An 18,798-nucleotide genomic window follows, 5' to 3' on the forward strand; every position below is an offset into this window, starting at 1 on the left:
CGGCGCGGCCGGCCCGCACCACGGGCGCAGCCGCCGCACTCGGTTGGGCGCCCGCGCACCCGGACATGCTCTGGATGGTCGGCGAGGTGTGGCTCCGCGCGCTCGCCCAGGGCCTCGTCGGGCAAGTGCGGCAGGTCAGCGGCCCGGGATCACCGGGGTGCCTGCTGAGCCGTCCTGGCTGGGCGTCGACCGGCGGAGTGCGGCATCGCGGTGATCAGGAGCCCGCCGACGGCGGCAGCGGCACCGAGGTAGGCCAGCGGGCGGAAGAGGATGAAGGTGTAACCGGCCCAGCCGGGTGCCGCGGCGTGGTCCGGGCCGAGATAGCTGACCACCACGGCCACGGCGCTCAGTGCAGTAGCGGGCAGGAGGGCGAATAATCCGGTACCGACAACGACGCTGGTCACGATTCGTCGTGCCGGGGTGGACGCGCGGGCGCGCCGGAACATCCATGCCGCCACCAGCCAACCGGCCAGGCCGCCGGCGAGTAGTCCGGCCGTGGTCAGGGGTAGGACGGCGGCGGGTGCCGCGCGACTGACGGCGATCTGGAGTCCGTGGTGGGATTCGTCGAGGTAGCCCTCGGAGAGGACGTCCACCAGCCAGCCGTCCCGATAGAGCGTGGTCGCGGGGCAGCAACCGGCAGTGTCGCTGGTGGCCGGCCGCCATCCCGCCGCTCGCATCCTCTCGTCCGCGTCGCGCACCAACTGTGCGGCCGGACGGTCATGGCCGTAGGTGAACTGGAAGAACACCCTTCCCGCGCGGTACTCGTCCGTGCCGCCCACCAGGTAGAGCCAACGGGGATCGGTGAATCGCGGGTTGTCGTCGAACAGGAAGTCCCAGCGCTGCGGTTGCGCCGATGCCTCCGGCGGCACCGCGGGCTCGACCATCCGTAGCGCCTCGGCATTGCTCGGCAAGGGCGGCGCGGTCTGCCAGCCCAGGTAGCTGCCGAACGCGCCCAGAGCCACCGCCGTGAACGTGGCAGCCGAGATCGCGGCGAGGACCCCGGCCCATCCCCAGACGCGGAACCGGAACCGCACTCCGCCGAGGAGCAGGTCGAAGATCTCGGCGCGGGCCGGCCGGACCCGTTCGGCGGGAGCGGCATCCAGCAGGGTGGTCACCATTTCGGGCCCATGTCGGCGCCGATAGGACCGGGGATAGGTCAGCAGGAGCCGGCGATAGTGGCGGGCGAGCCTCGCCCGGTCGCTCTGGTGTGGCATCCGACTTCCTTACCGGCTCGTAGCGAGACTGGACGGGGATCATCAGGCGGGAAGCGGCCGGGGTGGCGTCCACCCGGCCAGGCGCTCCGCGGCAACGTACCCGCCCGGCGTCGCGGGGACCCGGGCGTCATACCGAGCTGGCGGGACAACTCGGAGTAGCGCATCGCCCGGGGCTCGCCGGTGTGCTCCTCGCCGGGGCGCTCCGGGCCGTCGCGGCCGAGCGCGGCGAGGATCAGCGCGACCACTTGTCGGAGATCCGGTCGAGTAGCTGCCGGCTGGGGCAGCCGGCCAGGAACGCGTCGTACTCCGCCCGCGCGTGTGCCCGCCTCTGGGTCGCCGTCTGCGTCGGCATCGGCCCGCCCCCTTCCTACCCGGGGGTGACCTACGCACCTCCAAGTGCCTACTTCCCGCCGGAGAGTTACCCGCCCATCGTGGTGTGGGACAGCCGCCGAGACAGCCACGAGGAGCGAAACCTTGAGTACGCGTACCTTCCGCGCCGCAGTCGTCCGTTCGCCGGCATCGTCGCGGCCACCGGCCCCGGCGTGGAGCTGGCCGTCGGCACCCGGGTCGCCGGACTGGTGGCCGGGTTCGACCGCGACTTCGGCACGTACGCCGAGCAGCTCGTCGTGCCGGCCACCGACCACGCCGTCGTGCCCGACGGGCTGGACCTGGTCGCGGCGTCGACGGTGCCGCCCCCCGGTCAGCCCTCGACGTACGCGGCGAGGTGCTCGCCGGTGAGGGTGGAGCGGGCGGCGACCAGGTCTGCCGGGGTGCCCTCGAACACGATCCGCCCGCCGTCGTGGCCGGCGCCGGGACCGAGGTCGATGATCCAGTCCGCGTGCGCCATGACCGCCTGGTGGTGCTCGATGACGATCACCGACCGGCCGGACTCGACGAGCCGGTCCAGCAGCCCGAGCAGCTGCTCGACGTCGGCGAGGTGCAGGCCGGTGGTGGGCTCGTCGAGCACGTACACGCTGCCCTTGTCGCGCATCTGGGTGGCCAGCTTGAGCCGCTGCCGCTCGCCGCCGGAGAGCGTGGTGAGCGGCTGGCCGAGGGTGAGGTAGCCGAGCCCGACGTCGGCGAGCCGGTCGAGGATCTGGTGCGCCGCCGGCGTCCGGGCCTCGCCCTCGGCGAAGAACCGCTCGGCCTCGGCCACCGACATCGCGAGCACCTCGCTGATGTCCCGGCCACCGAGGTGGTATTCCAGCACCGAGGCCTGGAACCGCTTCCCCTCGCACTCCTCGCAGACGGTGGCGACCCCGGCCATCATCGCCAGGTCGGTGTAGATGACCCCGGCGCCGTTGCAGCCGGGGCAGGCGCCCTCGGAGTTGGCGCTGAACAGCGCGGGCTTCACGCCGTTGGCCTTCGCGAACGCCTTGCGGATCGGGTCGAGCAGCCCGGTGTACGTCGCCGGGTTGCTCCGCCGCGAGCCCCGGATCGCGCTCTGGTCGATCGACACCACGCCCTCGCGCCCGGAGACCGAGCCGTGGATCAGCGAGCTCTTGCCCGAGCCGGCGACACCGGTGACGACGACCAGCACCCCGAGCGGGATGTCGACGTCGACGTCCCGCAGGTTGTGGGTGTCGGCGCCGCGTACCTGCAGCGTCCCCGACGGGGTCCGGACGGACGGCTTCAGGGTGGCGCGGTCGTCGAGGTGGCGGCCGGTGACGGTGTCGCTGGCCCGCAACCCTTCGACGGTGCCCTCGAAGACCACCTGACCACCCCCGGAGCCGGCGCCGGGGCCGAGGTCGACGACGTGGTCGGCGATCGCGATGGCCTCCGGCTTGTGCTCCACCACGAGCACCGTGTTGCCCTTGTCGCGGAGCTGGAGCAGCAGGTCGTTCATCCGCTGGATGTCGTGCGGGTGCAGCCCGATGGTGGGCTCGTCGAAGACGTAGGTGACGTCGGTCAGCGACGAGCCGAGGTGGCGGATCATCTTGGTGCGCTGCGCCTCGCCACCCGAGAGCGTGCCCGACGGCCGGTCGAGGGAGAGGTAGCCGAGCCCGATCTCCACGAACGAGTCGAGCGTGTGCCCGAGGGACGCCAGCAGCGGCGCCACCGACGGCTCGTCCAGGCCGCGCACCCACGCGGCCAGGTCGCTGATCTGCATGGCGCAGGCGTCGGCGATGTTGATGCCCGCGATCTTCGAGGACCGGGCCGCCTCGCTGAGCCGGGTGCCGCCACAGTCGGGGCAGGCGGTGAACGTCACCACCCGCTCCACGAAGGCGCGGATGTGCGGCTGGAGCGCGTCGATGTCCTTGGACAGCATCGACTTCTGGATCTTCGGGATCAGCCCCTCGTAGGTCAGGTTGATGCCGTCGACCTTGATCTTGGTCGGCTCCTTGTGGAGCAGGTCGTTCAGTTCCTTCTTGGTGAACTTCCGGATCGGCTTGTCCGGGTCGAAGAAGCCGCAGCCGCTGAAGATGCGGCCGTACCAGCCGTCCGTGCTGTAGCCGGGGATGGTGAGCGCGCCCTCGTTGAGCGACTTGCTGTCGTCGTACATCGCGGAGAGGTCGAAATCGCTCACCCGGCCCATGCCCTCGCAGCGCGGGCACATGCCACCCGTGATGCTGAAACTGCGCCGCTCCTTGGTCGTCTTTCCGCTGCGCTCGACCGTGACCGCGCCGGCGCCACTGATCGAGGCGACGTTGAAGGAGAACGCCTGGGGCGAGCCGATGTGCGGCTGCCCGAGCCGGCTGAACAGGATCCGCAGCATCGCGTTCGCGTCGGTCGCGGTGCCGACCGTGGACCGGGCGTTGCCGCCCATCCGCTCCTGGTCGACGATGATCGCGGTGGTCAACCCGTCGAGTACGTCGACGTCGGGGCGCGCCAGCGTGGGCATGAAGCCCTGCACGAAGGCGCTGTACGTCTCGTTGATCATCCGCTGCGACTCCGCGGCGATCGTGCCGAACACCAGGGAACTCTTGCCCGAGCCGGAGACGCCGGTGAACACGGTGAGCCGCCGCTTCGGGATCTCGACGTTGACGTCCTTGAGGTTGTTCTCCCGGGCGCCGTGCACCCGGATCAGGTCGTGGCTGTCGGCAGCGTGCGGCGCGGGCGGCTGCCGGTCCGTCCTCGTCGCCAGGCTCATCGTGTCTCCATCTCCTCGGCGAGCAGGTGCTGGGTGCCGGTCGGTTGCGTCGGGGCGTCCACGCTACCTCTCCAGCCGCCCGCCCAAGGCCCGGCGCGTCGGGTGCCCCCGGTGAGCAACCTAGGCGAAGGTCCGCGGTCCGTGCTTGTCGATTCCTGATCGGTTTCCCGACGGACGCCGTCCCCGCCGGTACGGCTCAGGCCAGCTCGCGGTCCAGCAGGGTGGGGGAGAGGGCGTGCTGGACGACCATCGCGGCGGCGCCTACGACGCCCGCGTTGGGGCCGGCCTGTGAGGTGACGATGCGCAGCCGCTCGGTGGCCAGCGGCAGGGAGCGACGGTAGATCGACTCCCGGACACCGGCCAGCAGCATCTCGCCGGCCTGGGCGAGCGCCCCGCCGACCACGATCAGCGACGGGTTGAACAGGCTCACGCCGGCGGCCAGCACCTCGCCGATGTCCCGGCCGGCCTGCCGCACGGCCTGGCCGGCGACCGGGCTGCCGGCCTGGACGAGGGCCACCACATCGGCGTTGGTGGTGGCGTCGAGACCGGCGGCGCGGAGCCGGGCGGCGATGGCGGGGCCACCGGCCACCGCCTCCAGGCATCCGCTGTTGCCGCAGCGGCAGCGTACGTCGCCGCCGTGCGGGGCGAGGATGTGCCCGAGGTCGCCGGCCGCGCCGACGTCGCCGCGGTGCAGTTGGCCGTTGCTGATCAGGCCGGAGCCGATGCCGGTCGCGACCTTCACGAAGATCATGTGCGCCTCGGCGGGGAAGCAGCGGACGTGCTCCCCGAGCGCCATCAGGTTGACCTCGTTGTCCACCAGGACCGGCACGGCGAAGTCGGCGGCGATCCGCGCGGGCACGTCGTAGCCGTTCCAACCCGGCATGATCGGCGGGTGGGTCGGCTTGCCGGTCGAGTGCTCGACCGGTCCGGGCAGCCCGATGCCGACGCCGGCGATGGGGACCCCGGTGCCGAGGCCGGCACGCAGCCGGCGCCAGGTCTCGGCGAGCAGACCGAGCACCGCGTCGGGACCGTCGGCGACGTCCAGCGCGAGCCGCTCGACGGCCAACGGCTCACCGGTCAGGTCGGCGACGGCGACGGTGGCGTGGGTGGCCCCGACATCGGCGGTCAGCACCGTCCGGGCGCGGGCGTTGAAGACGAACCGGCTCGCCGGCCGGCCGCCGGTGACCGTGTCGCTGCCGCCATCGGTCACCAGCCCGGCGTCCATCAGCGCGTCGAGTCGCAGGCGCACCGTCGACCGGGCCAGCCCGGTCTCGGTGGCCAGCTCGGCACGGGTGCGCGCCTGCCCGTCGCGCAGCAGTCGGAGCAGCTCACCGGGCGAGGTCGGGGCGGCACTCTGCCCGTTGTTCATAGCGCCATTAAAGCAGCGGAACGGGGGTCTTCCGCCGGACGACATGACCAAGGGAGACGTTGATCATCCCACTATGGAGGAAACTCGGGCACCTTTTGGTTGACCACCGTCATAAGTGGAGGCTACGTTCGTCACATGTCTGTGACCGATCTAACAAAGGTGCCTGGCGAACTCAGGTTTGAGCGGCAGACACTGCGTGTCGCGGTCGTGGGTGCGGGGTTCATGGGGCAGGTGCACGCGGAGGCGGCCCGGCGCGCCGGGGCGAACGTCGTCGCCGCGGTGTCCTCGCGCCCCGAAGGAGCTGGCGCCGCGGCTCACGCGGTCGGCGCGGACAAGGGCTACCCGGACGTGGCGGCCCTGCTCGGCGACGCCGAGGTCGACGTGCTGCACGTCTGCACTCCCAACGCGTCCCACGCCCCCGTCGCCGCCGCCGCGCTCGCCGCCGGCGTACCGGTGATCTGTGAGAAGCCGCTCGCCACCGGGAGCGCGGAGGCCATGGCGCTGGTGGCGGCGGCCGGCGACCGGCTGGCCGCCGTGCCGTTCGTCTACCGGTTCCACCCCATGGTGCGGGAGTTGCGGGCCCGGCTCGCGGCCGGCGAGGCCGGCGTCGTCGCCAGCGTCACCGGCGGCTACCTCCAGGACTGGCTGTCCCGTCCCACCGACGACGACTGGCGGGTCGACCCGGCGGTCGGCGGTCCCTCCCGGGCGTTCGCGGACATCGGCTCGCACTGGTGCGATCTGTTCGAGTTCGTCACCGGCGACCGGATCGTCCGGCTGTCCGCGCGCACCGCGGTCGTGCACGAACGCGCGCGCCGCAGCGGGCCCGCCACCGAGGACCTGGCCGGCGTGCACTTCGTCACCGCCACCGGCACGGTCGGCACCCTGGTGGTGTCGCAGGTCGCGGCGGGCCGCAAGAACCGGCTGCACCTGGAACTCTCCGGCACCGAGGCGAGCTTCGGCTTCGACCAGGAAGACCCGGAGCGGCTGTGGGTCGGGCGGCGCGAGGGCGGGCAGACCCTGCTGCGCGACCCGGGCACCCTGCATCCCTCCGCCGCGCGCTACGTCCGGCTGCCCGCCGGGCACGCGCAGGGCTACCAGGACTGCTTCGACGCGTTCGTCGCCGACAGCTACCGCGCGGTGCGCGGCGAAGAGACCCCGGACGGCCTGCCCACCTTCGCCGACGGCCTGCGCGCCGTCCGGATCACCGACGCGGTGCTGGCGTCCGCCGCCGCGGACGGAGCGTGGGAAGAGGTGCCGGCATGACGCCCGGTGCGACCACGACGGTACGCCTCACCGGGATCACCAAGTCCTTCCTCGGCGTGCCGGTGCTGCGCGGGGTGGACCTCGAGGTGCGCGGCGGCGAGGTGCACGCGGTGATGGGCGAGAACGGCGCGGGCAAGTCCACACTGCTCAAGGTGCTGGCCGGGGTGCACCGCCCGGACGGCGGCACCATCGAGGTCGACGGCGCCGAGGTCTCCTTCGCCGGCCCCACCGACGCGCAGCGGGCCGGCATCGCGATCATCCACCAGGAGTTCACCCTGCTGCCGCACCGCAGCGTCGCCGAGAACGTCTACCTGGGCCGGGAGCCGGTGCGCCGAATGCAGGTCGACCGGCGGCGCATGGTGGCCGACACCCGCGAGCTGCTGGACTGGCTCGGCGAGGACGGGATCGACCCGACCGACCCGGTGTCGGCGCTGTCGGTGGCCCAACGGCAGGTCGTCGAGATCGTCAAGGCACTGTCGACGAACGCCCGGGTGCTGGGCATGGACGAGCCGACCGCAGCGCTCGCCGACCACGAGGTCGAGCTGCTGTACGACCTCGTCCGCCGGCTGCGGGAGCGAGGCATCGCGATCCTCTACGTCTCGCACCGGATGCGCGAGGTGTTCGACCTCTCCGACCGGATCACCGTGCTCAAGGACGGCCAGTTCGTCACCTGCGCCCCCTCCGGCGAGCTGACCTCCGAGGACCTGGTCCGCCACATGGTGGGCCGCGACCTGGGCGAGTACTACCCGGAACCGGCCGCGCCCGAGGATCTCGGGCCGGTCCGGCTCGCCCTGCGCGGCGCCGGCAACAGCCGGGTCCGCGACCTGAACTTCGAGGTACGCGCCGGTGAGATCGTCGGCCTCGCCGGGCTCCAGGGCTCCGGCCGCTCGGCGGTCGCGCGCGCGGTGTTCGGCGTCGAACCGCTCACCCGCGGCACGCTGGAGCTGGACGGGGTGCCCCGACGGGTGACCCGGCCCCGCACCGCGGTGCGCCTCGGAGTCGCGCTGGTCACCGAGGACCGCAAGGGCGACGGGCTGGTGCTGCGTCAGTCCGTACGCGACAACACGCTGCTGGTGCGCCGCGCCGCGTTGCGCGGGGCCCGCGCCCGGGCCACATCGGACCTGCCGGCGCTGCTCAAGCTGGTGAACGTGGTGGCCCGGGGCGAGCACCAGGAGGTGCGCTTCCTGTCCGGCGGCAACCAGCAGAAGGTCGTCCTCGCCAAGTGGCTGGCGGTCGAGCCGAAGGTGCTGGTCGTCGACGAGCCGACCCGCGGCATCGACGTCGGCGCGAAGCGGGCCGTGCACGACCTGCTGCGCGATCTCGCGCGACGCGGGGTGGCGGTGCTGATGATCTCCTCGGAACTGCCCGAGCTGATCGGGATGAGCGACCGGATCCTCGTCATGCACGACGGCGCGCTGGCCGGCGAGCTGCCGGCCGGCGCGAGTGAGGGAACCGTGATGGCGCTGGCCACCGGACACGGGATCGGTGAGGCGGCATGAGCGCGAGGAGTGAGCCGGGTTTGCGAGCCCCGCAGTCGCGAACTGAGGAGGACTCGGCATGAGCACCGTTCAGCAGGACACCCTGCCGGTCCGGCCGGGGGCCGCCAGGCCGGTGGCCCGCCGCCGGCTCACCCCGGTCGCCGTGGTCTACCTCGCGCTCGTCGCCCTGCTCGTCGTCGGCAGCCTGCTCGTCGGGGCACGCGGCGAGCTCCTGCTCGACCAGGACGGCATCCTCAACATCCTCACCCGGGCCACCGCGCTGGGTCTGGTCGCCATCGGGCAGACGATGGTGATCCTCACCGGGTCCCTCGACCTCTCGGTGGCCTACCTGGTCGGCCTCACCTCGCTGCTCGCCGCGGAGACGATGGCCGGGCGGGACGGGATGGTCGGGCCCGCCGTGCTGCTGGCGCTCGCCGTGGCCGCCGGGGTGGGCCTGGTCAACGGGCTGGTCATCACGGTGTTGAAGGCCAACGCCTTCATCGCCACCCTCGGGGTGGCGCTGATCCTGCGCGGCTACCTGGAAGACAACTACACCGGGCCGGCCGGTGACGTGCCGCGCGGCTTCCAGCACCTCGGCTACGACCGGATCGGTCCGGTGCCGATCGCGGCCCTGCTCATGCTGGCGGTCGCCGCGCTGGCCTGGTGGTACCTGTCCCGGACCCGGACCGGCTACCACATGTACGCCGTCGGCGGCGACATCGAGGTGGCCCGGCTGTCCGGGGTACCGACCCGCCGGACCGTGGTCACCGCCCACGTGCTCTGCTCGGTCGCCGCCGGCCTGGCCGGGATCTACCTCGCCAGCCGGCTCGGCTCCGGCGCCCCGTACGTCGGCACCGACGCCGGCTACGACCTGGAGTCGATCGCCGCCGTGGTGCTCGGCGGGACACTGCTCGCCGGCGGCCGGGGCGGGGTGGTCGGCACGATCGGCGGGGTCCTCATCCTGGCCACCCTGGACACCATCTTCGACGACCTCGCGGTCGACCCGTTCTTCAAGGACGTGGTGCGCGGCGTCGTCCTCGTCGCCGCGGTCGCGCTCTACGCCCGGCGCATGACCGCCAACCGCCGTGGGAGGCTGACATGACCTGGCGTCCCCGTCTGGCCGAGGGCACCGCCCCGGTGCTCGTGGTCCTGCTCCTGCTGCTCGTCGGGCTCGCGATCACCGGTCCGGCCTTCGCCGAGCCGGCCGGCTATCTGGCACTGCTCAAGCGGGCCGCGCCGTTGATGATCCTCGCGATCGGGCAGTACTTCGTCATCGTCTCCGGCGGGTTCGACCTCTCGGTCGGCGCCCTGGTGACCGCCGGGGTGGTCATCGCCGCCCGGCTCCTCGGGGGCGACGAGTCGGCGACCGGCTGGGTGATCCTGCTCGTGCTCGGGTTCGGCCTGCTCGTCGGCCTGGTCAACGGGCTGATCACGACGAAGCTCCTGGTGCCGTCGTTCATCGTCACGCTCGGCATGCTGCTCGTGCTCGACGGCGCGATCTTCCTGTGGACCGGCGGAGCCCCGCGCGGGGCGCTGTCGACCGGGTTCCGGACCTTCGGACGGGGTGCCGTCGAGGTGCCGGTGCTCGGCGCGATCCCGTGGTCGGTGCTCATCCTGCTGGCGATCCTGGCGGCCGCGGCCCTGTTCATGCGCGGAGGCATCGGCCGGGCCCTGGTCGCGGTGGGCGACAACGAGGCCGCCGTACGGCTCTCCGGTGGCCAGGTCGACCGGCTCCGGCTGCTCGCCTTCGTCCTCTCCGGGCTGCTCGCCGCGGTCGCCGCGATCCTGCTCGGCGGCTTCGCCGGCGTCTCGGCGCAGGTCGGCAGCGGTCTGGAGTTCCGGGCGATCACCGCCGTCGTGCTGGGCGGGGTGCTGCTCGGTGGCGGGCGCGGCTCCGTGGTCGCGGCCGCCGCCGGCGCGCTCTCCCTGGAATCCCTGTTCACGCTACTGAACCTGCTCGGCGTGAGCGGCGCCCTGGAATCGGCCGTGCAGGGCGTGATCATCATCGCCGCGGTCGCCTACGCCTCCCTCGGCGGCGGCCTGCGGCAACGGCTGCGGTCGTGGCCGAAGCGGCGGACCGGCGTGACACCCGCGCCGGCCGCCTCCTCCTGAATTCCTCGCCAGTAGAAGGAGATCGACATAATGACCAAGAAATGGGCCCTGGTGGTCGTGGCGGGCGCGCTCGCGCTCGCCGGCTGCTCGAGCGACCTGCCCGACGACCAGGCCACCGCCGGCGGTGGCGGACCGTCCAAGTCGGACACCGCGAAGTCGAAGTTCTTCGACCAGGCCGAGTACGACCGCCAACTGAAGTTCCGCGAGGCCAAGCCGGAAGGCCCGGACGGCAAGCCGTGGGAGCAGATGCTCCAGCCGGAGCTGGTCGACACGGCGAAGTTCGCCAAGCCCGGGGGCAACTACAACCTCTGCTTCTCCAACGCCGCGGTGGACAACCCGTGGCGGCAGGTGGGCTTCAAGACCATGCAGCAGGAGGTGAAGCAGCACGCGGAGATCACCAAGTTCACCGTGCTGGACGCGGAGGCCAAGGACGACAAGCAGATCAGCGACATCCAGTCGCTGTCCGGCAAGGGCTGCTCGGCGATCATCGTCTCGCCGAACACCACCGCCACCCTGACGCCGGCGGTCGAGAAGGCGTGCGCGACCGGGGTGCCGGTGATCGTGTTCGACCGGGGCGTCAACACCGACTGCGCGGTCACCTTCATCCACCCCATCGGCGGCTTCGCCTTCGGCGCGGACGGCGCGGAGTTCCTGAAGGAGAAGGTCAAGCCGAAGGGCAAGGTCCTCGCCCTGCGCATCCTGCCCGGCGTGGACGTGCTCGAACAGCGTTGGGCGGCCGCCAACGAGATCTTCTCCGGCAGCGAGCTGAACGTGGTCGGGGTGGAGTTCACCGACGGTGACGCGGCCAAGACCAAGGGCATCGTGGCCGACTACATCCAGCGCGAGGGCCAGATCGACGGCGTGTGGATGGACGCCGGCGCGACCGCCGTCGCCGCGGTCGAGGCGTTCCAGGACGCCGGGGTGGCGGTGCCCGCCATCGTCGGCGAGGACCAGCAGGACTTCCTGCGGCTCTGGGCCGACGAGGGGCTGACCGCGGTCGCCCCGACCTACCCCACCTACCAGTGGCGCACCCCGGTCATCGCCGCGCTGAAAATCCTCAAGGGCGAGCAGGTCCCCAGTGAGTGGGTGTTGCCGCAGCCGCGGATCACCGGCGACGACGTCAAGGAGTACGTCAAGCAGGACATGCCGCCGCTGCACTACGCGATGTGTGGCTGCGAGGGCATGCCGGGCTACCCGGGTCCGTGGAAGTGAGCGGACACCCGCTCGGGGTCAACACCTGGGTGTGGACCTCTCCGCTGACCGACGCGACCTTGGCCGCCCTGGCGGCCAAGGTCGCGGGGTGGGGTTTCGACGTGCTCGAACTGCCGGTGGAGCACCCGGGTGACTGGGATCCGGCGCGGGCCGCCCGGGTGCTCGCCGACCACGGCCTGGGTGCCACCGTCTGCCTGGTGATGCCGCCCGGCCGGGAACTGGTCGCGGCCGACCCGGCCACCGTCCGGTCCACCCAGGACTACCTGTACGGCGTGGTGGACGCCGCCGCCACGGTCGGCTCGTCGGTGATCGCCGGGCCGGCGTACGCCTCGGTCGGCCGGACCTGGCGGCTGTCACCGGCCGAGCGGGCCGCCGCGTACGCGCAGTTGCGGAAGCACCTCGAGCCGGTCGTGGCGTACGCCGGCGCGGCCGGTGTGACGGTGGCCGTCGAGCCGCTCAACCGCTACGAGACCAGCCTGCTCAACACCGTCGGGCAGACCCTCGAGGCGATCGGCGACCTGCCGCACTGCGGGGTGGCGCTGGACCTCTACCACCAGAACATCGAGGAGTCCGACATCCCGGCGGCGATCCGGGCCGCCGCCGGCCGGGTGGCCCACGTCCAGGTCTGCGGCAACGACCGCGGCACCCCCGGCACCGACCACCTGGACTGGCCGGCGATCCTCGCCGCGGTCGACGAGGCGGGCTACGCCGGGCCGCTGTGCATCGAGTCGTTCACCGCCGAGAACGCGACGATCGCCACCGCCGCCGCCATCTGGCGCCCGCTCGCCGTCGACCAGGACGCGATCGCCGTCGACGGCCTGCGGTTCCTGCGGGCGGTGATGCCGTAGCCCCTGCCGCAGACCGCACCTCCAACCGACGGCGCCGGCACGCCGCACGGTCATGACCACCCCAGTAGTTCCTCGCGTCCCAGAGAGGTACCGGAAAATCTCATGAACGTGAACTGGCGCTCCCGATGGGGACGGCTGATCGCGATACCGGTCGCCGTTGCGCTCGCGCTTTCCATGATCAGCCCGGCGCCGGCCGCCGCGCACCCCGGTGCGCACGGCGCCGGCCATGTGCTGATCTTCACCAAGACCACGCAGTTCCGGCACACCGAGGCGATCGACCAGGGTCTGCCCGTGCTGCAGGCGGCGTTCGCCAGCGCCGGGATCACCTCGGAGCACACCGAGGACTCGTCGGTCTTCAACGACGAGGACCTCGCCCACTACGACGCCCTGGTGATGTTCCAGGCGTCCGGCGACCCGTGGACCGCCGACCAGAAGGCGGCGCTGGAACGCTACATGCAGGCCGGGCACGGCATCGTCGCCATCCACAACGCGACCGACATGCGCGGCAACTACGCGTGGTGGGACAACATGATCGGCTCGCTGATGCCCGGTCACGCCGCCACCGGCACCAGCCCCGGCCTACCGGGCACCGTCCGGGTCGAGGACCACACCCACCCGTCGACCAAGCACCTGCCGCAGCGGTGGCAGCGCGCCGACGAGTGGTACAACTACTCGCTCAACGTCCGTGGCAACGCGCACGTGCTGGCGACGATGGACGAGACGACGTACAACCCGGGCACCAACGCCATGGGCTACGACCACCCGATCTCCTGGTGCAAGCCGTACGACGGCGGTCGCGCCTGGATGACCGGCATGGGTCACTTCGGCGCCCACTACACCGGCGAGACGGCCCTGGTGCAGCACATCGTGGGCGGCGTGAAGTGGGCCGCCGGGCTGGAGCAGGGCGACTGCGGCGCCACCAGCTGGGGCAACTACGAGCGGGTGCCGCTGGACCAGAACACCAGCGCCCCGTTCGCCATGGACGTCGCGCCCGACGGCCGGGTCTTCTTCACCGAGCTGGTCCGCGGCCAGATCCGGGTCTACGACCCGAAGACCAGGACCACCTCGACCGCGGTCACCATCCCGGTCTACTCCGGTGGCGAGGACGGTCTGCTCGGCATCACGCTCGACCCGAAGTTCGCCGAGAACGGCCACCTCTACGTCTACTACTCGCCGGCGAGCACGAACGACAGCGACCCGGCGAACTTCGTCAACCGCCTGTCGCGGCTCACCGTCGGGGCGGGCTCGCAGATCGACCGGGCCACCGAGAAGGTCCTGCTCGAGGTGCCGGCGCGCCGGCTGCCCGACGAGCCCGGCCACACCGGTGGCGGCCTCGACTTCGGCCCGGACGGCAACCTCTACCTCAGCGTCGGTGACGACGTGAACCCGCACTCCGAGCCGTCCGGCGGCTACGCGCCGCTGTCCGAGCGGGACGGCACGTTCCACGACGCCCGGGCGACCTCGGCCAACACCAACGACCTGCGCGGGAAGCTGCTGCGGATCCGCCCCGAAGCGGACGGCACGTACTCGATCCCGGCGGGCAACATGTTCGCGCCGGGCACGCCGAAGACCCGTCCGGAGATCTACGCGATGGGCTTCCGCAACCCGTTCCGGTTCTCGATCGACCCGAAGACCGGGAACATCGGGATGGCGGACTACTCGCCGGACAACAGCAACGACAACCCGGACCGCGGGCCCGCCGGCATCGCCGAGTGGAACCTGATCACCGAGCCGGGCTTCTACGGCTGGCCGCTGTGCATGGGCAACAACGAGCCGTTCCGGGACGTCGACTACCGGACGAACCCGGTGACGGTCGGTCCGAACTTCGACTGCGCCAAGCCGATCAACGACTCGGTACGCAACACCGGCCTGACCGAGCTGCCGCCGGCCAAGCCGGCGAAGATGTGGTACGGCTACAAGCGTTCCTCGGTGCCGTCGGTGATCCCGCAGGGCGGCGGCCTGGCCCCGATGGGCGGCCCGTTCTACCAGTACGACCCCGACCTGGAGTCGGACACCAAGTTCCCGGCGTACCACGACGGCAAGCCGTTCTTCTACGAGTGGGCGCGGAACAAGATGTACTCGATCATCCCGGACGGGTCGGGCGGGGTGGAGAAGGTCAACCCGTTCCTGCCGCAGCAGCAGTTCCTCGCGCCGATCGACTCCAAGTTCGGCCCGGAGGGCTCGATGTACGTCCTGGACTGGGGCGGCGGCTTCGGCCGGGACAACCCCAACTCGGGCCTGTACCGGGTCGACTACATCTCCGGCTCGCGCTCGCCGACCGCGAAGATCACCGCCTCGCCGGACAGCGGCAAGGCGCCGCTGGAGGTCCGCTTCGACGGCTCGGGCAGCACCGACCCGGAGAAGGAGCAACTGCGCTACGAGTGGGACTTCACCGGTGACGGCACGGTCGACTCGACCGAGCTGAAGCCCGCCTTCACCTACACCGCGAACGGGGTCTACAACGCCCGGCTCACGGTGACCGACCCGGCCGGCAAGACCGGCACGACGACCGCGCCGATCACCGTCGGCAACACCCGCCCGAAGGTGAGCTTCAACCTGCCCCCGAACGGGTCGTTCTTCGACTTCGGTGACGAGGTGAGCTGGAACCTGTCGGTCACCGACGCCGAGGACACCCAGATCGACGACGCCGACGTGGTGATCCAGCCGGCGATGGGCCACGACGAGCACGCGCACCCGGCCGAACCGCTGCACGGGCGGACCGGCTCGGTGGTCACCGCCCTCGGTGGCGGGCACGGCGAGGACATGAACGTCTTCTACGCCCTCGACGGCCGGTACGCCGACTCCGGTGGCCCGGGTGGCATCCCCAGCCTGACCGGCTCGGACACCACCCTGCTGTTCCCGAAGCAGCGGGAGGCGGAGTTCTTCGCCGCCTCGTCGAACGTGACGGTCGGCTCGTCCCGGGACATCGAGGGCCACGCCAACTCCATCACTGGTCAGAACGGCGCCTGGGCCTCGTACGAGCCGGTGAACCTGTACCAGGTGGACCGGTTGGTGCTGCGGGCGTCGGCGGCCAGCGCGGGCACCATCGAGCTGCGCAGGGGAGCGCCGGACGGTGCGCTGATCGGCACCGCCCAGGTGCCGGCGACCACCGGCGGCGGCTACCGGGACGTCCCGGTCACCGTGACCGACCCGGGCGAGGCCTTCACCCTGTACGTGGTCTTCCCCGGCCCGGGCGAGCGGCGGCTGAACTTCATCGAGGCCGACGGCAAGGGCGTCTCCCCGGCGACCAAGCCCAAGGTCGCGGTGACCTCGCCGACCCCGGCCGACAAGCTGGAGCCGGGCCAGATCCAGGTGACCGCCGCCGCGAGCGACGCGGAGAACACGATCACCAAGGTGGAGTTCTTCGTCGACGGCTCGTCGATCGGCACCGACACCACGGCGCCGTACTCGATCGCCTGGAACGCGTCCAGCGAGAAGCGCTACCAGCTGACCGCGGTCGCGACCAATGACAAGGGCTACCGCACCAAGTCCCGGGTGGTGCAGGTCGAGGTCGGTGACCTCTACGGCGACTGGCAGACCTACACCAACACCACGGCCGCGTTCGATCGGCCCGACCAGGACACCTGGATCGTCAACGCGGGCGGCGCGAACATGTGGCAGGGCACCGACCAGTACGGCGCGGTGTACCTGCCGGCGGCGGCCGGCAACACGTGGACCGCCACGGTGAAGATCGAGAGCCAGACCAACACGAACAACTCCGCCAAGGCCGGGTTGATCGTCCGCAACGACGTCACCCAGCCCGGCACGTCGCCCGGGTACGCGGCGATGACGTTGCGGGCGGGCCTCGGGTTCGAGTGGCTGCGCGACACCGACGGCAACGGCCAGCTCGACGCGAGCACCGGCGCCGGCAACACCAGCTACCCGTCCTGGGTACGGATCGTGCGGGACGGCGGGAAGTACTACGGGTACTGGAGCAAGGACGGGAAATCGTTCACCGCGGTCGGTGACCCGGTGACGCTGCCCGGCGCGGCCAGCCCGCAGGACATCGGCCTCGCGGTCACCGCGCACAGCACCTCGGCCACCAGCGAGGCGAAGTTCAGCGGCTTCACGCTGGTCGACCGGGCCGTTCACCCGGCCCCGCCGGAGACCGCTCCGGGCTGCGCGATCCGCGGCTCGGACACCTTCGACGGTGACACGCTGAACGCCAGCCGGTGGAGCACGGTGCGAAACGCACCGAACCTGCCGGTGCGGGTCACCGGTGGCGGACTGGTGCTGCCGGTCACCAACGGTGACATCAACGAGGCGGCCACCGGGCCGATCAGCTACGTCGGCCAGCGCGCCAAGACGGGGCCGTGGACGATCACCACGAAGGTGACCGTGCCGCACGACCGCGAGTGGCAGCACGCCGGCCTGCTCATGCACGGCACCGACAACGACTACGTCAAGCTGGCCTTCACCCGCAACTCGTCGGGTGGTCGGCTGATGGAGTTCCAGACCGAGGCCGGCGGGACGCGGACCTGGCACGCCAACGTGGGCCTGCCGGCGAACTTCCCGTCCACCGCGCACCTGCGGCTGGTCAGCGACGGCCAGCGGCTGACCGCGGCGTACTCCGCCGACGGCCAGACCTGGACGGCGCTCGCCGGCTCCGCGACCGTCATCCCGAACGCGACCGTCGGCCCGGTGGCCGCCGGGGACACCGGGGCGGCGCGGGTAGACGCCGTGTTCGACCACTTCACCGTCACCCCGGACGGCACGGACGACGGGGTCCGCGCGCCGGACGACGAGTTCGCCGGTGGCGCGCTCGACGGCTGCCGGTGGAACGCCGTCGTGCGGTACGACTCGTCCAAGGTCGCGGTGAGCGGTGGCGCACTGCGTATCGAGACCCAGCCGGGCGACATCAACGGCACCAGCAACGGCGGGCCGCGGAACTTCATCCTGCAGAAGATCCCCGCGGACGTCGCCGCCGGTGACTGGACGGTCGAGACCCGGCTGACGCCGACCATGCTGCACAAGTGGCAACTGGCCGGCTTCCTGGTCTACAACAACGACGACAACTACGTGAAGTTCGACGTACTGGCCGACAACAACGCCGGTACGCCGACCAACCTGCGCGCCGAACTCGTCTCGGAACGCAACGCGCAGTTCGGCAACGGCGGCAACCGGTCGATCGACATCGCCGACTCGTCCGAGAGCGGCTGGTACCACCTGCGGCTGAGCCGCAAGGGGAACAGCTACTCGGCCCAGATCAGCGACGGCGGGATCAACTGGACGTCGCTCGGCCAGCCGGTCACCAACGACGCCCCGATGACCTCGTTCGGTCTGATGGCGTTGGGGCCGGACCAGGCGCAGCCGGTCACGGTCGGGTTCGACTACTTCCGGGTCCTGGACACGACGGCGCCGAGCCTGACCGTGTCGCTCGACCCGGCGAACCCGAACGGTGAGAACGGTTGGTACACCTCGCCGGTGACGGTCGCCGCCTCGGCGAGCGACGACCGCGAGGGCCCGGTCCGGATCGAGTTCGCCCAGGGTGACGGCGCCTGGACGCCGTACCGGGAGCCGGTGCGGGTGGACGAGGACGGCCTGCGGTCGCTGCGGTTCCGGGCGACCGACGAGGCCGGCAACGTCTCCGAGCCGGCCGTGGTGTCCCTGCGCGTCGACGCCACGGCCCCGGTCGTGACCGTCGACGGCGTGCGCAATGGCGGCAGCTACGACCTCGGCACGTCGCTGCCGATCGCCGCCACGGCACGGGACGCCACCTCCGACGTCGACGAGGTGGTGCTCCGCCTGGACGGAAAGGTGATCTCCAGCGGTGCGGGTGTCGAACCCACGGCGGGCAGCCACAAGCTGACCGTCGCGGCGACCGACAAGGCCGGCAACGCCAAGGAGGTGACGGTCGCCTTCGAGGTCGTCGCCACGTACGCCAACGCCCAGGCGCTGGTGCGGCGGTACCAGGCGCAGGGTCTGCTCGGCGACGAGTTGGCCGACGACCTGTTCGGCCAGCTCCAGGCGGCCAAGAGCACTGCGGCGGCGGGCCGGCCGGATCAGGCTCGGGCCGCGCTGGACCGGTTCGCGGCGGCGGCACGGACCGTCACCGACGAAACGGCCCGCACCCAGTTGCTCGCCGCCGGCGCCTACCTGCGGGCGCGGCTGTGAGATGACGCGGGAGCCGGTGCCGGCCGGCTCCCCGACCGGTGCCGGAGCACGCCTGGCGTGCTCCGGCACCTGGTCTTTGCGGGCCCCGGCGCTGACT

Annotated in this window: 10 protein-coding genes; 7 read left to right on the forward strand and 3 right to left on the reverse strand. The window is 71.7% G+C overall.

What is annotated here, in order from left to right; all coding sequences use genetic code 11:
* Window positions 1-149: 149 nt before the first annotated feature.
* The 3 genes from AB0H57_RS09355 to AB0H57_RS09365 form a co-directional block, all read right to left on the reverse strand.
* Window positions 150-1,214 carry a hypothetical protein gene (locus AB0H57_RS09355; protein WP_357504376.1) on the reverse strand — a complete coding sequence of 355 codons (1,065 nt, stop codon included), beginning with the start codon at window positions 1,212-1,214 and terminating at the stop codon, window positions 150-152.
* Between the two features lie 700 nt (window positions 1,215-1,914).
* A complete protein-coding gene (locus AB0H57_RS09360) occupies window positions 1,915-4,305 on the reverse strand; it encodes an excinuclease ABC subunit UvrA (protein ID WP_357504378.1) in 2,391 nt (796 codons plus the stop codon).
* 196 nt (window positions 4,306-4,501) lie between these two features.
* Window positions 4,502-5,674 carry an ROK family transcriptional regulator gene (locus tag AB0H57_RS09365; RefSeq protein WP_357504380.1) on the reverse strand — a complete coding sequence of 391 codons (1,173 nt, stop codon included), beginning with the start codon at window positions 5,672-5,674 and terminating at the stop codon, window positions 4,502-4,504.
* 135 nt (window positions 5,675-5,809) lie between these two features.
* On the opposite strand from AB0H57_RS09365, the gene AB0H57_RS09370 reads away from it, so the two are divergent.
* The 7 genes from AB0H57_RS09370 to AB0H57_RS09400 all read left to right on the forward strand — a co-directional run bounded on the left by AB0H57_RS09370 (window position 5,810) and on the right by AB0H57_RS09400 (window position 18,701).
* Window positions 5,810-6,937: a Gfo/Idh/MocA family oxidoreductase gene (locus AB0H57_RS09370; protein WP_357504382.1), complete on the forward strand. Its 1,128-nt coding sequence runs from the start codon at window positions 5,810-5,812 to the stop codon at window positions 6,935-6,937.
* Complete coding sequence (locus tag AB0H57_RS09375) at window positions 6,934-8,436, forward strand: sugar ABC transporter ATP-binding protein (protein WP_357504384.1); 1,503 nt, start codon at window positions 6,934-6,936, stop codon at window positions 8,434-8,436. The genes AB0H57_RS09370 and AB0H57_RS09375 overlap by 4 nt, the downstream gene beginning before the upstream one ends.
* A 58-nt stretch (window positions 8,437-8,494) precedes the next feature.
* Window positions 8,495-9,517 (forward strand): ABC transporter permease, encoded by a 1,023-nt coding sequence (locus tag AB0H57_RS09380; RefSeq protein ID WP_357504385.1) that lies wholly within the window; start codon window positions 8,495-8,497, stop codon window positions 9,515-9,517.
* On the forward strand, window positions 9,514-10,527 hold the full coding sequence (locus AB0H57_RS09385) for an ABC transporter permease (RefSeq protein ID WP_357504387.1): 1,014 nt from the start codon (window positions 9,514-9,516) through the stop codon (window positions 10,525-10,527). Before AB0H57_RS09380 ends, AB0H57_RS09385 begins: the two co-directional genes overlap by 4 nt.
* A 30-nt stretch (window positions 10,528-10,557) precedes the next feature.
* Window positions 10,558-11,739 carry a substrate-binding domain-containing protein gene (locus AB0H57_RS09390; RefSeq protein WP_357504389.1) on the forward strand — a complete coding sequence of 394 codons (1,182 nt, stop codon included), beginning with the start codon at window positions 10,558-10,560 and terminating at the stop codon, window positions 11,737-11,739.
* A complete protein-coding gene (locus AB0H57_RS09395; RefSeq protein WP_357504391.1) occupies window positions 11,736-12,587 on the forward strand; it encodes a sugar phosphate isomerase/epimerase family protein in 852 nt (283 codons plus the stop codon). The genes AB0H57_RS09390 and AB0H57_RS09395 overlap by 4 nt, the downstream gene beginning before the upstream one ends.
* 102 nt (window positions 12,588-12,689) lie before the next feature.
* Window positions 12,690-18,701, forward strand: a complete 6,012-nt coding sequence (locus tag AB0H57_RS09400; RefSeq protein ID WP_357504393.1) for a ThuA domain-containing protein — start codon at window positions 12,690-12,692, stop codon at window positions 18,699-18,701.
* The last annotated feature ends 97 nt before the right edge of the window (window positions 18,702-18,798 follow it).

Source organism: Micromonospora sp. NPDC050686, from assembly GCF_040654475.1.
In the GTDB taxonomy this organism is placed as follows: domain Bacteria; phylum Actinomycetota; class Actinomycetes; order Mycobacteriales; family Micromonosporaceae; genus Micromonospora.

Bases quoted from the DNA above. Each gene is read 5' to 3' on its own strand.
- AB0H57_RS09355 (WP_357504376.1), bottom strand. From the start codon at position 1,214: ATGCCACACCAGAGCGACCGGGCGAGGCTCGCCCGCCACTATCGCCGG.
- AB0H57_RS09360 (WP_357504378.1), bottom strand. From the start codon at position 4,305: ATGAGCCTGGCGACGAGGACGGACCGGCAGCCGCCCGCGCCGCACGCT.
- AB0H57_RS09365 (WP_357504380.1), bottom strand. From the start codon at position 5,674: ATGAACAACGGGCAGAGTGCCGCCCCGACCTCGCCCGGTGAGCTGCTC.
- AB0H57_RS09370 (WP_357504382.1), top strand. From the start codon at position 5,810: ATGTCTGTGACCGATCTAACAAAGGTGCCTGGCGAACTCAGGTTTGAG.
- AB0H57_RS09375 (WP_357504384.1), top strand. From the start codon at position 6,934: ATGACGCCCGGTGCGACCACGACGGTACGCCTCACCGGGATCACCAAG.
- AB0H57_RS09380 (WP_357504385.1), top strand. From the start codon at position 8,495: ATGAGCACCGTTCAGCAGGACACCCTGCCGGTCCGGCCGGGGGCCGCC.
- AB0H57_RS09385 (WP_357504387.1), top strand. From the start codon at position 9,514: ATGACCTGGCGTCCCCGTCTGGCCGAGGGCACCGCCCCGGTGCTCGTG.
- AB0H57_RS09390 (WP_357504389.1), top strand. From the start codon at position 10,558: ATGACCAAGAAATGGGCCCTGGTGGTCGTGGCGGGCGCGCTCGCGCTC.
- AB0H57_RS09400 (WP_357504393.1), top strand. From the start codon at position 12,690: ATGAACGTGAACTGGCGCTCCCGATGGGGACGGCTGATCGCGATACCG.